Origin of the sequence: Fluviispira sanaruensis (genome assembly GCF_004295685.1) — a bacterium.
Classification (GTDB): Bacteria; Bdellovibrionota_B; Oligoflexia; order Silvanigrellales; family Silvanigrellaceae; genus Silvanigrella; species Silvanigrella sanaruensis.
Window position 1 is genome coordinate 92539 of sequence record NZ_AP019368.1, and the last position, 15313, is coordinate 107851.

Sequence of the window (15313 nt, forward strand, 5' to 3'; positions counted from 1 at the left end):
TAAAAAATCTGTATCCATTGGATTTAAATTAGAAGCTGTCTAACATGATTTTTAGTGAAGATTGATTATTTTTAAGAAGATGGAGCCTTAGTTTTCGACTAAAAAAAACAAAAAAGGTACCATCATGGAATATAAAGAAATTTTAAGTGCTTCGCAAGTCATGATTCAATTTAAACTAGAGATCAGATCAAGGAAACACGATCCAGAAGAAATCCTTTCTGGAATATTTTATATATTAATTACTGGCATTCAATGGAGGAATTTAAGCAGAAAATATCTGCCGAAAAGTACTTGCTACTACTGGTTTACAAAGCTCTCAAAGTTGGATGCATGGAAAGAAACCTACACGCAGTTTTTTGCAAGCTATAAAAAATATTTTAGTGCAAATTTAAACACGGTTTCAGTAGATGGAACTTTTGTAAAAGCTGTTAAGGGCGGAGCAATGATCGGGAAAACTAAGATTCGAAAAGGAACAAAAGTCATGCAAATGGTAGATAAGGAGGGACTCTTAGTTTCTTTGCATATTGACTCTGCAAATCCTCATGAGTCACGTTTACTGATGAAAACCATAAAAAATTATCGAAAGGTTAATATTCGTTATGAGCGAGACCCTAAACTATTTGAGAATTTTATATGGATAGCACATTGCTTAATATTTATTAAAAAATTCAATATTCATAATGATTACTTGGTGGCTTAATTATGTTGGGTAGCTTCTAAATTCTAAATCTTCTATTTGTACTTTACGTCCATTTGTAAATATAAGATTTTTTCTAAAAGTTAAAACATAATACTTTTTTTATAGTCTCAATAAAAGGACTCTAGCGATATAGTTTTTAACACAAAATTGCTATTTATATAGATTAGAAGATTTAGAACTGCTGAATTAAATACATTTTTAGTATCCTCAGGAGTGTTTTGCATCCAAGGATTATCAGATTTACTTTCGCTATAAAATATAATAATAATATTATCCATTTCAGATCCCCAAATATTTAAATGAAAAATGAAAATTATTAATTTTATTGTTTTAGGAGTGAAGTGATATAATTTCTTAGATATTACGTTTTCCAAACTGATTTTAATGATGATGGCATATTTTGTGAGTACAATGATCTAATGTCTGGTTTAATTAATTTGAAATTTATTACATCTTCAAAATATCTATTACAGCTAATTTTTTCATTAATTTTAATTATTATTCATCTCAAATTTTTGCACTGAAATAAGAAGAGTTGTGGTTATAAAAAAGTTATTTATTATGCAAACGTGAGAGCTATGATTTGGTGCTCTAAAGAACATATTTAATGAATCTATTATTTCCCACTTTTCTAGAGTTGACATAAGAGGACTATAATAGTTAAATTTCTTATTTAAAAATTAATTTATTTCAAAAATAATTTCCAATTGAAAATTATTCTGTAAACTTAAATAAGTAACCAAAAATTCTTTTAATATATTAATAATAATTTGTCAATGTAAATATTCTTACAAGTTTATTTATAACCAAAAAATATATTGGTGCCCAAAGCTTATAAAAAATGACAGCATCCAAATAGTACATAAAAATTAAAATTTCATTCTGGTTGGTTAATATATTTCTTCTATAAAAATCCTATTATTAAAAATTTAATTCCTCGCAATGAACTCTTTTATAGGCGCACCTAAAAGTGAAGTCGACAAAACATAAATCCCATGATTTGAAAATGCCCAAATTAGATTTCGATCCCATTCTACGAAAATACTGTGTACTGGATTCGAAGGATCGCTTTTCACCTTCGTTTTTCCGTCTTTTCCGATAAATTCACCAGACATTTTTGGAACAAAATAAGCTGATATCGTAGGATTTTTAGGATCCTTCACATCAAATATTTGCACTCCAGCGTTGTAAAAGGCATATGGTAAATATCTTTGATTTGGAGTTCCTGTATTTATGGATGCATATCCACTTCTTTTGGGCCCAAAACTACCTCTTCTTTGACAATAATCTGTGAAAGGAGCGTTTTTAGGCGGAGTTGGTCTAGGTAAAGTATTTACAATTTTAGGATGACTTGGATCTTTTACATCAATAGCATATATTTCTTTATATGGCTCATGGCAATCTTCGGCTAAAGGATATCCACTGTAATAAATCATGCCCGTTGAATTGGCTTTAGAAACATCTATATTGTCACCAACTGTTCCTGAAACATTCAATGGAAAATCTAAATGAGAAATTGTTGTTAATTTATTTGGATTGGAAATATCAACAGCGTAAAAACCCAGACCACCCATTGCAGCATAAGCATATTTTCCTCCTTCTTCTATGTCTTTTGGAATAAAGAGCGGCATTCTTGCGCCCATCCATGTTGTTTTATTTCCAGCATGTTGATTTTTTGCATACTCTTTTTCTTCACCTAATTTTTGACCAGGTACAGACCAAATCGAAAGCCTTTTGGGTTTTTCGGGATTAGAAACATCATAAACCAATTGAGGGGCAGAAAATAAATATGATTTATATTCTGTCAAAGCGTAAGAATCATCAGGTGCTCCTGCAACAAAAAGATATTTGCCACCATAATAAACAGGAACATCTAAACAACCAGAACCTTGCTGTGCTATTGTATTTCCATTTGCATTTTCATCCAAAGATGTTTCAGAAAGGAGTTTCCATTGAGTCCATTCAGGGTCTGTAACTTCATATATTCTAAAACCTCTCAACATTTTTCTTTCACGAATTGCTTTTACTTGATCTTTATACAAATATTTATTTTCGAGGACTCCATAGCGTGGGACTTCGTAACATTGCACTGCAATTGTTTTATTCAAGGTTTTATTATATTTTATTGTTAATGGTCCAAATTGATGCTCTCCATTTTTAATATCGAAATTTTTTCTATTCATGAATTTAATATTTTTTGCATCTGTAATGTCGAATAAATTATACATAGTTGTTTCATAATCATACAAATAACGCCGTCCTTGCCAGTTTAAAACTGCTTGCCAACTGTGTCCATAGCCTGCAACATAAGGAATAAATCCCTCCATTTTCATGTTATGGACATATTGATTATTGTCATAATAATTTAAGCTTCCTTTAAAAGGTTGTGGGCCTTCATTGTCTGGGGTTATAGAAGGATGGATGAATTTACCTGTTTTTTCATTGTATCCCCATGTTTTTTCATTTGGTTCAGTTGGTTCTCCCGCTAATTTCTGTGTGCTTTTTTTATCTTTTATTTCAATTGGTATATTATTTTTATCGAATACACTTGCATCTACATTAATATTGATACTTAAAGCGAAGATAGGTCCAAATATTTTTAATAGTAAATGTTTATTTTTTGTTTTCATTCGGGATACTCCTTTAAATAAATTTTATACAGAGAATTAATAATACAAAATTATATTTTTGGCAAAGATATATATGAGTGCATATAAAAATATTTTAAGAAATAAAATGTTTATAATAAGGGCAATTAATAAATAAATACTTTATTAATTGTTCTAAATACGGAAATAAGTTTATTAAATTAAATAAATTCAATAAACTAAAATAATTATTTTATATTTTATAAGAAATGCTATGATAAAATATTAATAAAAAATTATTTATAAATTAAGAAAATTTCTACAAAGCAAATATCGTCATAACGTAGAGTTTATATTTTTTTTGAAAAACTCTTGATTTACTTTTAATTCTATATCAAAATCAGATCAATATAAAACTTCATTTAAATGAAAATTTTTAAAAAAGATTTTTCCATCCGTAGGCAATTCTCCTGAGCTTGGTTTTGTTACTTCAAAAAATGTTGGAGGCCCAAAGTGGCCAGTTTGATAATAAGAGTTTTGTCTTCTATATAAATTAAATGCTTTGTCTTTATTATTATATAAATATTCTCTAAAATGTTGGACATTTTGATATCGCAAAGCTTCTCCAAATCCACCCTTATTTTTTGAAAATATTTTAGAAAATCCGAGAAATCTACTGCTCTTCAATCTAGATATGTTTGATTTTAAAAACGAGGCTAATTGCTCATGACCTGGTAATCTATTTGCTCCTTCATGCTATATTCTGCAACTTTGATAAGAGCAGGATATGGAAAATGAGTTCCACCAACCGTGTGAAAATATGGAACGACGAAAATTTCATTAAAATCTATACTAAATAAACCGCAAAAAGCATTATCTTTTATTCCAAGTAGTAGTTAAATTCGAGAGCAGTAATCAATTGTAATATTCTTGGGCAATTTAATATCCGAACCTGAATAAACTTTTGTATGTTTACGATTCCTGTACGTTCATCTCAATTTTGACAATGTTATATTTTTATATTTAAAATTTAATTCTCATTATATGAAATATTTGCTAATTTTTTATAAAAAATTTTTTTTAAATTTTAAGTTGATATTAAAATAAATATTCTTTTTAATGAAAATTATTTATATCGGAATAAATTTGAATTTGAGAGTATTCATTAAGAGATTTTATAAGCTTAGAAAGAATCTTTATGGAAGTTGGAAAATAGATGGAACTTACTTTAAAGTGAAAAGTGAATGCTGTTATCTCTTTAGAACAGTAAATAATTTTGTAAAAATATTGATATTTATCTTTCAATACTTAGAGATACAACTTAGCTAGGTAATTGTTTCTAGAGGAGATCTGCTTGAAAAGTAATAACTTTATTCTTTGATATTTCTAATTTTCGGCAACATAAATATAAGAGAGCATCAAATGTTAAAAATAACCTTAATGACTTGGAACTGTGGGAATTCAGTTCCTTCAGAAGATACAATAGCTAAATTAAGATACAAATTATTTCCTCATGATAATAATCGAGAATGGCCAGATTTAATTGTGATAGGTTTACAAGAAGCCAGTAGAAAAGGTGCAATATTTGGTGCTATTGGAGGACATTCTCTAACAGAAAGTTTATGTAGAAATTCTCCTTATTCAAAAATATTAAGTCATTCAATGATTGGATTGACTAAGCCAGGAAAAGAATATCCAAACACTCAACATTTAGGTATTTTATGCAGATCTCGCGGCATTAATGTCAAGTCTGGAAATATAAGAACCAGTTTATCTGGCAAAGGAGGTATATTTGGTAGCTTTACTTATAAGAACATTAATATTACAGCTATTACTGCGCATTTAGATGCAAATTGTGATATTAAGAGAGATAAACATGTTAATGACATTATGAGTAAAATTAATCCAACAAATTTAACTCATTGTACTTTTTTTATGGGAGATCTTAACTATAGAATACATATAGATAAACTTATACGTATTGGAATTAATCCTTATACTGATTCATTCGTAAAAGCATTATTTTCACCAAATGAACTCAAATCCCTTTGGAAAAGCAGTTATTTAAATCAGTCCTCACTTGTCAAAAAGCATGGGTTTATTTTCCCAATATCGCAAAAAATTTTTCTTCCTACATATAAATACCCTGAACCAAACAAAGGTGCTGCATTGATAAGATCTCGAGAAGTGCTTGCTGAAGCAAGTGAAAATAAAAATTCTAAGACAGATATACGTTTCATCTATCAGGCCATCAGAAATTGCCTTCTGGATAATAAAAAAAATAAAAGACGTAACGAGCTCGAAATGGGGTGGCTAGATCAAATTGGATATATATTAAAAAATTCGGATATTAATATATTAGAATATACAAGTATGCCAAATATTATGCAATCAGACCATCTTCCTGTCATTATGAAAGCTATAGTTACAGAAAATAATTAATTTCAATATTCCATCATAAATGACTAAGTATTACAATAAAGTCGTATTAAACAAAGGCTCTAATTCTGAGAATTCAACCCACTCTCCTTCTCCTTTTTTATTCTGCAGCCAATATGAAAATAATTCCATGTCTGAGCAGTGGTCATCGGTAAAAACAATTGGCGAAAGAGGAGCCATGATTTCGTCGTAATAATTTTCAAAGAGCCTTGTAAAGTAACGAGGGCTTTTGAGACGATCGCCTTGTTCAAAAGGAAGGCGACTCTTTTTAGCCACTCTGCCACGGACGACAACGGCAACGTCAAATTCTTTAAAATCGTTATTTGAGATAAGGCAAAGACCTGATTTAGGAATATTGCTCATATAATTTTTATTAAAGTACTCAGAAATTTGATTGATATCTTTTATGAGTTTTAAATTACGAAGGTAATTTGAGAAATTTTTTAGAGCATTGATTTTTTTATTTTCTCTTTCAATTTTCTTAATTTCTTGCTCAATATTTCCATTTAAAAGAGAAATAATAACTCTCAAATGCGCAAATCTTTCCTGCATAGTAAAGTTGTTAAATTCTATTGGAAAATGTTTGAGCAGTTCTTGCACTTCTTGTAACACGGCTTTGGGTTGGGCAAATGGGCCAAAACAATAGCCTACGCCTTCTTTTAAATGTCCTATGCGCACACATGATTCAATGGAATGATTTCTGCGTCTCAATATTTTGAATTTGTCGGAACGCGAAATACTTAAAATACGTCTTGTTTTTGTAATTGGAATGACTGTGTCATCCTGTTCACCAAAAGTTGCATAGAGATTATTATTTATTTTATTTTCTTCTACATAAGTTTCTTCTTCCAAAAACTCCCCATTATGAATTTCTTCATGTTGAGGAATAATGAAAGGCACTTTATGAGGATAATCTCGTGCATATTCAAGCATATCTTCAGGAATAAAAATTTGTAAAAAATTTTCGCTTCTGCTTTGACTTTTTCGTGGATCTATTGAAAGTGAAAGACGCTTTAATTCACGTTTTTCTTTAATGAGAGATTCTAATAAATTATTCGTACGCTCAAATTTAAATCCAGAGGCGTCGACAACTATACGATTCATCTCTTTGTCTAAACTAATTTCTGTTAATTGCTGTAATGATTTTCTTAAATTTACACTTGCAGTGATATATGAAATTTCATGATGAGAATTTAATATATAAAGTATACCGGGTGTGGTCGGAATATTGTCCACGATCGTGGGATTTATTCCCGGACCAAGCTTACGGACAGTTTCTGCGTCGGCTTGTATTTTAAAAAGGTCTTCGCAGGTTTTAAAGCCATTTCTTTCGCAAACTTCAAGTAATTTCCAGAAAACCGATGAGGTCATTTCAGCATCATCGAGTGCCTTGTGGGCGTCTAATACAGGTATTTCAAAATATTCAGCAACCCCTGATAATGTTTTTGAAGGCATTTCTGGTAAAATATTTGAAACGATGAGATGTGTGCAGAAATAAAAGTTTTTAAATTCTAAGTTTTTTAATTCTCTCATATGATGAACTAAATAAGCAATATCACCTTGGGCACCGTGTGCAACTATAACAGAATCTCCAATGAAATTTATAAAGTCATCAAAAATTTCTTCCAAGGTTGGCGCGTTTTTGATCATTTCATTATTAATATGAGTGATTTTTTGCACGATATTTGGAATATTTCTTTTGGGATTTACTAATGTTTCAAAACGCCCAACTTCTTTGCCATGTTTGTATTTAATCGCACCAATTTCGATAATTGAACTATTTTGTGGATTCCCACCCGTAGTTTCAAGATCGAAAAACACAATATCAATTTGCGCTGGCAAACGGCTGATCCATTGCGGACGGTTTGGATTCGCTATGATTTCTGTGGGAAGGGTCTGCTCTTTTCGCAGGGTTTTAAATCCAGGCTTAAATGAGCGGTTGTGCTTATTTTGAAACGTCATTTGATATCATTCCAGGCGAAGTAAAGAAAGGGGGTAACGGATTGTAGAGTCTGCCGTTATCCACGCTTCTTGTCTCCCATAATATTACTTTGGCGTCAATAACGTATGTAGCTCGCTGACGTTTATGCTTTGATATTCGGTTGCAAGATAGCTTTGATCAAAAATTTTTTTCGCTTCATATAGTATTTTTTCTTCGAGATATGTATCTGTACTTGAAGGATCGTGATGAAATATTATATAATTTTTTACATTTGCATTTTTAGCCAAAGTGGCGCCTTCTTTTGCAGTAGAATGCCCCCAACCGATATGATTTTTATAGTTGCTCTCTGAAAATGTGGAGTCGTAAATAAAAATATCAGTTTCCTTAATAAATTTTTCAAGCTCAATATCTAAATTAGAGCCATGTTCATGGTCTGTTGCATAAACCACGCTGGTTCTTTTGTCTAAACTCCAAATTCTAAATGCGAGCGCTTCTTGTGGGTGATTGAGAGGTTGAATGTTAATATGAATACCATCTATATCAATTTGACTTAGACCATTTAACTCGTGGAAATAGATATTATTGAGAGCGGGAAGTTGATAAAATTCGACAGGAAAAAAAGGGGCTATAAAAAAATGTTGAATAATTTCTTTCAGTGTTTTTGAGAACTTAGCTTGACCATAAATGTGAATTTTACAATCCTTCCTAAAAAAAGGGAGGAATTTTGTTAAACCTATGATATGGTCATAATGCATATGGGAAAAAAATAGGTGAAAGACTCTATCTCCTCGCAACAATGCGTTTTCACAGCACTTTATTATACCTGTGCCTGCATCAAAAATTAAAGAATTGTGCTTTTGCGATGAAATGTTAAGTATTTCAATACAAGGAGTGTTGCCGCCATATTTTAGCCTGTTTTGTTCTGGAGTTGGAATGGTCCCACGCACGCCCCAAAACGTAACAAATTGCTCTGTACCCGTGAAGGTTTTATTTGTGGATAATACTGTTTTTTTGGGAGATTTGCTCTTATAAGAGCGATGAGCCACAAATTCTCCTTCCGCAAACCATTATTACATGCTACGGCCAAACTGTTTGAAGTTGATACCTCTGTTTTTCGTCCCTCTGTACAAATGTGTTATCCGCTTTATATATAAATACTCTTTTTATAAGACTGCCTGTTTCAAGGTGATTTGGTCAAGGAGTTGGAAAAAAATGTTCATGCTACGTACGCCAAAATATTTATCTCAAGAAAGTTATGAAGCAAGCTCCTACCGTACGCTGAGCTCTGCAAGCGAAGCTTTGCATGCTATACCATGGAAACCTGATGCAGAAAATCCATTGGCGCCTGCTTTATTGAATATAGATTGGTTAACGGCGCAGCCCATGCTGCCATTTTTGACTCAAGTTGCGCCTGCTCACCTACTTTATCGCAGCATTATGTCACATGGTATGGGCGATTCCATTGAGGTTATTGAGTGGATTCGTGGTGCTCAGTTACAAAAAGTATTGGATTTCGATCTTTGGGAGAAATCTTCAGCATTGCAAACCGAAGACATCTCTTACGATAAATTTATGTCATGGCTGAGATTATGGTTACAAATCAGTCCTGAATTTGCGGTAGAACGTTTGCTTGAACTTGAAGAAGAAACCATTGTACTTGTCTTTTCAAAAATATTTGAAATAATTCCTGAAGGAGTTACACAAGTAACTGAAGAAATGCGTGAAAATTGGTGGGTTACAGAAGATAAAAAATTCTTTTTACGCTTACGTGACGAGAATCCGGAAACTTTTGAACAAATTAAACCATTTGTGGATGCCCTGTACAAAAATAACGTGCGTCTTGCAGGTTCTGTTTTTGCCCATGCTGCTATGCTTGTTCGGCAGGAATCTCTTGAAGATGGTTTGCGCTGGAAAAATGCTCGTCTTGCCGATCAAGGTTTTGTGGCGCAAGAGCAGGCATTAAAAACTCTTGCGCCTAAGAGCCAAAAAGCTTTGAAACAAATTATTTTAGACGCTCAGAAACTCGAAGAAAAAAGGGTTGAAGCTTTTAATAAGCTAAAAAACCCTATTGTATCATTAGCTACTGAAAGTGCTATCGATCCAGAGGCTGTTGATAATATTACAGAATTTCTTTCAAAACTCGACTGTGAAGAAGGCGTGCGCTATATGCAGCTTGCTTTAGGGGAAGGAACTTTAAAGCAGCTTACAGGCTCGGAAAATATTTCTCCAGAGTATTTTTATGAAGACAGAGATTTTATCAATGAATCTACAGAAAAAATCATTGAAAAATGTCAAAAATTATTAGTGAGATCCGAATTTGTTTACTCCCGTTCAGTTAATAAAATGAACTTGTTAATTGAGAAGGTTTTTGCTGAAATAACAAATAATGACCCAATGAAAGGTTCTCTTTTAAAAGAAAGAGTCGCACATATTTCAAATATTTTACTTTCTGGGGTAATGCACTCCATTAGTAATGACTCATTAAGCCGTTCATTAGGCATTGTAAAAGGTTTGCTCAATATTGCCTTAGAGGTTTGTTTGCTCAACCCAATTGATTACAATATCAAGTTGCATGAAGAAAAAAGTGAATTAGAAAAAGGTGTGGAATGCTTTAATCTTGTTGGTCCTGAATTTCTTTTTCAAGTCGGTTGGAATCTGTTACTTAACATTGCTAAAGAAACAGCACAAACCCTTTGTGATTTCGATATAAATGATCCAATGGTTAGAAATCACCTTAAGACAATTCGTCGTATCACTTTAAGTGATGCTTCATTTATTGAAGTATCTCTTACTAAACTCGTCGAAAATCAGAGACACTCTGATGTGAGTGTCTGGTTAAGTTCTGTTGAAAGTCAATTATCACCTGAAATATTTTTTATTATTGAGTCTCTATTGAATAGGGTTCCAATGTATCCGAATATCCTTTCTATAGATAAGCAGAGTGATACATTGAAATTTACCCGAACAGTGAAGCCTTTTGAAACTCTAGATGATATAGAGAAGGTGAAACTATTTCTTAAGAATTTTACTAGAAATTTAGCTAGGGAGTAAAAAATTTGAAAAAACTAGCATTTTTACCTCATAATAAAATAGAAAATATTTGGTTAGAAGAAGAATATTTAAATATTAAAAAACTTTTAAATAAAAAGCATGCGGCCTATTTAGAAAATGAAGAATTTGAAATTGAAGCTGGTGTTTGTAAAGAGCAAATTCAATTAAAAGTTTCCTTAAGGAAGCATGACAACAGTGTTTTATATCCAATTGAATGTGTTTATGTTAGAGAGTTAGATGATAAAGTAGATCATAATGAAATTGCTATAAATATGATTGATTATCTTGATCTCTATTGGGCAGATTATTTTATTGAGGATCGTGATATTTTTGTTCCACTTGATTGGAGCAAGCATGAATTCGAAGGAATTACTTTTTATTTAAGAGGATTTATTCGCAATATAAATCTTGAAGAACAAGCGGAAAGCTTTTTGGCACAGCATGGCTACGGTGATTACGAAATCAAATCCATTTCTTCTGAGACTTAAGAGTATGAAAAAAAGAGTTTTAATTGCAATGTCGGGTGGTGTTGATAGTTCAGTCGCAGCAGCTATCTTAGTTGAACAAGGATATGATGTTATCGGCGTGACCATGCAATTGTGGGACTATTCGCAAAATGAAAGCAGTTGCGATCCAAATAGTAAATTCGATACATGCTGCAGTTTAGATGACGTAGCGGATGCGCGTTTGGTTGCACATAAGCTGGGTATTCCTTTTTATGTTTTTGATTATCAAGACGATTTTAAAGAAAATGTCGTTGACTATTTTACCGATGAGTATTTAAAAGGGCGTACGCCAAATCCTTGTGTGGCATGTAATACTTTTTTAAAATTTGATCATTTACTAGATCGAGCGCAAAGACTCGGCTGCGACTATGTTGCTACAGGGCATTATGCGCAAATTCATTATGATGAAGTGTATGGACAATATAAATTAGTTAAAGGGTTAGACTCTAAAAAAGATCAAAGTTACTTTTTATTTTCAATGACCCAAGACAGACTTTCTAAAGTGCTTTTCCCAGTTGGAAATTTAACTAAGACTGAAGTCAGAATTATTGCTGAAAAATATGGTCTGGTAAATGCAGCCAAAAAAGAAAGCATGGAAATCTGCTTTATTCCTAATAATGATTATGCTAAATTCATAGCAGAAAGAACTTCTGAAGAAGATCTTATCAAAGGTGACATTCGTCATGAAGACGGACGTTTATTAAGTAAGCATGATGGTATTCATCAATTTACAGTAGGTCAAAGGAAGGGCTTAAAAATCTCATCTGAATATCCATTGTATGTGACACGTATTGATTCTGAGACAGGAACTGTATTTGCGGGTGAAGACAAATATCTTTATCGATCTGGATTTTCTTTTAAAAAATTCCATATGATTCGTAATTTTGGAAATTCTATTGATTTCGAAGTTAAGATTCGTTACCGTTCGCAACCATGCGCTGCAATCTTAGAAAAAAATGGTGAAACTGTTTCTTTAAAATTTGTAACACAACAAAAATCAGTCACGCCTGGACAAATTGCAGTTTTATATTTGGGTGATGAAGTTGTTGGTGGTGGTTTTATTGATAAGGTCTTTGTCTAATGCTTGAAAAACGTCTTACCTTACTTAGGACGCACTTTAAAGAGCTTAATTTCAATAAATTAAGTCGAGTCTTCCCGCAGATTGAAGCGAATATTGATAAGCTTGGAGAAATTCAAGGGCATCGCTATCAAGATAAAAAATTGGCTGCAATTTCTCTTGTGCATCGTTCATCTCTGGTCTATTGGCCTACAGACAAGTCTGGAATTTTTTCAAACGAAAGACTTGAGTTTTTAGGTGATGCTTTTTTAAGTTTTTTTGTTGCTTCTGAAGCAATGATTGAACACAGATCTCTTCAAGAGGGCGACTTATCTCGTCTTAGAGCTGCACTCGTCGGTACAGAAAATCTTGCATTAAAAAGCCGTGATCTTGGAATAGGTGAATGTTTACTCGTTGGTAAGGCAGAAATGAATTCTAATCCCCAGCGGCGTGACAATGTCCTAGCAGATGCCTTTGAAGCCGTTACAGCTGCTTTGCTATTAGATGCAGGCGAAGAAAAGGCTCGGGCTTGGCTTTTAAAAATATTTTCTGAAGATCTCCTAGCAGGAAAAGATACTTTATTGAAATTTGATGCAAAAAGTAAACTTCAACAATGGACACAGGGAATCATTGGAGTTCCTCCTGTATACAAAGCGATTGGAACTGAAGGAACGCCACAGGAAACCTTTTTTATTGTGGCAGCTTTTATCGGTGAAACTGAAATAGGACGTGCTTCTGCTGCAAGTAAACGAGAAGCAAGTAAAAAAGTTGCTGATAAAATCATTGAGAAAATTGAGAGTGGTGAATTGACAAAAGAAATGATTGTAAGTTTTTTTGGAAAAGAAAAATGAATAAAAAATGTGGATATATAGCTCTTTTAGGGCGCCCGAACGCAGGTAAAAGTACCTTTTTAAATGCGTTTCTTGGTGCAAAACTTGCGGTTGTAAGCAATAAGCCTCAAACGACAAGAAATAAAATTCTAGGCGTTTATACGGATGGTGAAAGCCAAGCCCTTCTGTTAGACACACCTGGAATTCATAAAGCCCAAGGTTTGCCAAAAATGAACCAAGTTATGAATAAAGTTGCTTGGAGTGTTCTCGCAGACGCAGATTTTGTCTGTTACTTAATTGATGTAACTCAAGGTTGGACAGAAGAAGACGCAAAATGGGTCGAAGGTATATTAAAAAAATACAATAAAAAGGCTCTGCTTCTTGCAACTAAGTCAGATAAGGTTAAAATGGAAGAAGTAGAACAAGGAATGATCAACATTGCAGAAGGATTTCAAGCGTTATCCGAGAAAATATCTGCTTTGGGTGAAATTAAGTGTCAATTTATCGGGGAAACCCCACAAGCAATTTCTTCTAAAAGACCTGAAGAAGTCGCTCAAATGAGACATTTTATCTTAGATCAATTGCCCCAAGCCGAATGGTTGTATGCAGAAGATGATTTAACGGATCGCCCTCAGAAATTTGTATGCGCAGAAATTATTAGAGAGCAAATTTTCCGCCAATTAGGACAAGAGCTTCCTTATAAGATTGCAGTCATCATTGAGCTATTTGAACATAAAAAAAATGTTACAGATATCTCAGCAACTATAGTTGTTGATAGGGACTCGCACAAAGGTATTGTCATTGGTAAAAATGGTTCACGTATAAAAAGTCTTGGAACCGATGCGAGAATTTCGCTTGAACGTCATCTTGAAAGAAAGGTTTTTTTGGAATTATTTGTTAAAGTAAAACCAGGATGGACCGAAGATTCAAATATGTTATTGGAATTTGCAAATTTGCAAGAACCAGATGATGTGAAGTAGTTCCCTAGGAAATTTATTCAAAATTTGACTAGGGCAATAATTTCCTAATGTAATGTTTTTTGCAACTTGAACTCTAATTTTATTTATGAGAGTCTTTAAGAAGCGAGATAAATCTCTCCTTCTAAAATATCAAGTTTCCTTCTAACAGCGTAGGAATTTTTCATTGAGTTTAAACCTGAACTTATTAAATTTTTAAATATTGTTCATTATTGTTGTTATCTCTTTATTGGAGCTTGCACGTGATTTATTTTCACTCCCGTTCAAAAATTAATTTATCACTGTTTGAAGAATCATCTAATGAATCTGTTTCTGTTCCCGCTAAACGTGGAAGAGGTCGTCCGCCTAAGTTGAAGGCTGTTACCTCTGAACTAGTTGAGAAAAAATCAATTAAAGAGGATGCAATGTCTACTTCAACCCAAAAGAAATTAGAAATTCAAGAAAATCAAATTGATGATCCAGAAAATAATGTTTCTATAAGCTCAAATCATGAAGTTGTTAATAACGATGATGATTCTGCTAACCAATGGGAATTAGAGCAGATGAATTCCTTCGAAAATGAAGATGAAATTCAAATTTTTGAAGATAATATGGAACAGAATTTTGAAGAAGAATTTACCGATGAAGATGCGCAGCAATTATCTGAAACAAGAGATTTTACACAAAATCATGTTTCCTTAAATTTTTCATGGTCACTCATGAATCAATTGCGGCAAATGTCGAAAATGGAAGGCATTGCTGTTGAAGATTTACTGGTCGAACTTGTTGCAGAAGGTGTGGCAAAACGGGTGTTTGAAGATCAAAATCGTCCTGTTCCAAGTCATCTGATGACAAGGACTGGTTATGTGCATTCGGATGGTAATCAAGTTGCACCACAGCCACATTTAAGCCATCATGCAATGAATAATAATAGACAGCAAGCGAATAATAATTTGCAAAATCGAAATCGCTTTAATTTCCAGCAAAGAAATATGCAACATCAACAAAATCGCAATCAAAATAATAATAGAAATTATCAACAGAATAATAACAATAGGCAACAACAAAACGGGCAAAATGGTTTTAGAAACCAATACAATAACAATACTCAGCAGAGATTTAATGCGAGACCGAATAATAATCATAATTCTCAAAGATTTTATGATGAATCTTCGTCTAATACTCAGCAAGGTAACAGCTATAATAGACCTCAGCGCGATCATAATAAACGCTAAGCTAAACAA

Annotated in this window: 12 protein-coding genes; 8 read left to right on the forward strand and 4 right to left on the reverse strand. The window is 32.7% G+C overall.

The features are described from left to right. The first annotated feature begins 124 nt into the window (after nt 1-124). The gene (locus tag EZS29_RS00410; protein WP_130605432.1) at nt 125-700 is read left to right on the forward strand and encodes a transposase; all 576 of its coding nucleotides are present in this window, start codon (nt 125-127) and stop codon (nt 698-700) included. A 929-nt stretch (nt 701-1629) separates the two neighbouring features. Here the strand turns inward: EZS29_RS00410 and EZS29_RS00415 are convergent. Continuing rightward, entirely contained in the window at nt 1630-3330 is a 1701-nt protein-coding gene (locus tag EZS29_RS00415; RefSeq protein ID WP_130605434.1) for an LVIVD repeat-containing protein, read from the reverse strand. 363 nt (nt 3331-3693) lie between these two features. Beyond that, nucleotides 3694-3906 (reverse strand): hypothetical protein, encoded by a 213-nt coding sequence (locus tag EZS29_RS00420; RefSeq protein WP_130605436.1) that lies wholly within the window; start codon nt 3904-3906, stop codon nt 3694-3696. An 804-nt stretch (nt 3907-4710) separates the two neighbouring features. Here EZS29_RS00420 and EZS29_RS00425 point away from each other — a divergent pair. Continuing rightward, the gene (locus tag EZS29_RS00425) at nt 4711-5730 is read left to right on the forward strand and encodes an exonuclease/endonuclease/phosphatase family protein (protein ID WP_130605438.1); all 1020 of its coding nucleotides are present in this window, start codon (nt 4711-4713) and stop codon (nt 5728-5730) included. Nucleotides 5731-5760: 30 nt separating this feature from the next. Here EZS29_RS00425 and EZS29_RS00430 read toward each other — a convergent pair whose 3' ends face one another. After that, a complete protein-coding gene (locus tag EZS29_RS00430; protein WP_130605440.1) occupies nt 5761-7689 on the reverse strand; it encodes an exonuclease domain-containing protein in 1929 nt (642 codons plus the stop codon). An 84-nt stretch (nt 7690-7773) separates the two neighbouring features. Then, complete coding sequence (locus EZS29_RS00435) at nt 7774-8715, reverse strand: MBL fold metallo-hydrolase (protein WP_130605441.1); 942 nt, start codon at nt 8713-8715, stop codon at nt 7774-7776. Between the two features lie 166 nt (nt 8716-8881). On the opposite strand from EZS29_RS00435, the gene EZS29_RS00440 reads away from it, so the two are divergent. The 6 genes from EZS29_RS00440 to EZS29_RS00465 all read left to right on the forward strand — a co-directional run bounded on the left by EZS29_RS00440 (nt 8882) and on the right by EZS29_RS00465 (nt 15304). Further along, nucleotides 8882-10720 carry a DUF6178 family protein gene (locus EZS29_RS00440; RefSeq protein WP_130605443.1) on the forward strand — a complete coding sequence of 613 codons (1839 nt, stop codon included), beginning with the start codon at nt 8882-8884 and terminating at the stop codon, nt 10718-10720. 5 nt (nt 10721-10725) lie between these two features. After that, complete coding sequence (locus EZS29_RS00445; RefSeq protein ID WP_130605445.1) at nt 10726-11208, forward strand: hypothetical protein; 483 nt, start codon at nt 10726-10728, stop codon at nt 11206-11208. 4 nt (nt 11209-11212) lie between these two features. Beyond that, nucleotides 11213-12307 carry a tRNA 2-thiouridine(34) synthase MnmA gene (mnmA, locus tag EZS29_RS00450; RefSeq protein ID WP_130605447.1) on the forward strand — a complete coding sequence of 365 codons (1095 nt, stop codon included), beginning with the start codon at nt 11213-11215 and terminating at the stop codon, nt 12305-12307. After that, nucleotides 12307-13134, forward strand: coding sequence for a ribonuclease III family protein (locus tag EZS29_RS00455; RefSeq protein WP_130605449.1), 828 nt, complete (start codon nt 12307-12309; stop codon nt 13132-13134). Before mnmA ends, EZS29_RS00455 begins: the two co-directional genes overlap by 1 nt. Next, the gene (gene era / locus EZS29_RS00460; RefSeq protein WP_130605451.1) at nt 13131-14093 is read left to right on the forward strand and encodes a GTPase Era; all 963 of its coding nucleotides are present in this window, start codon (nt 13131-13133) and stop codon (nt 14091-14093) included. Before EZS29_RS00455 ends, era begins: the two co-directional genes overlap by 4 nt. A 239-nt stretch (nt 14094-14332) precedes the next feature. Next, on the forward strand, nt 14333-15304 hold the full coding sequence (locus EZS29_RS00465) for a hypothetical protein (protein ID WP_130605453.1): 972 nt from the start codon (nt 14333-14335) through the stop codon (nt 15302-15304). The last annotated feature ends 9 nt before the right edge of the window (nt 15305-15313 follow it).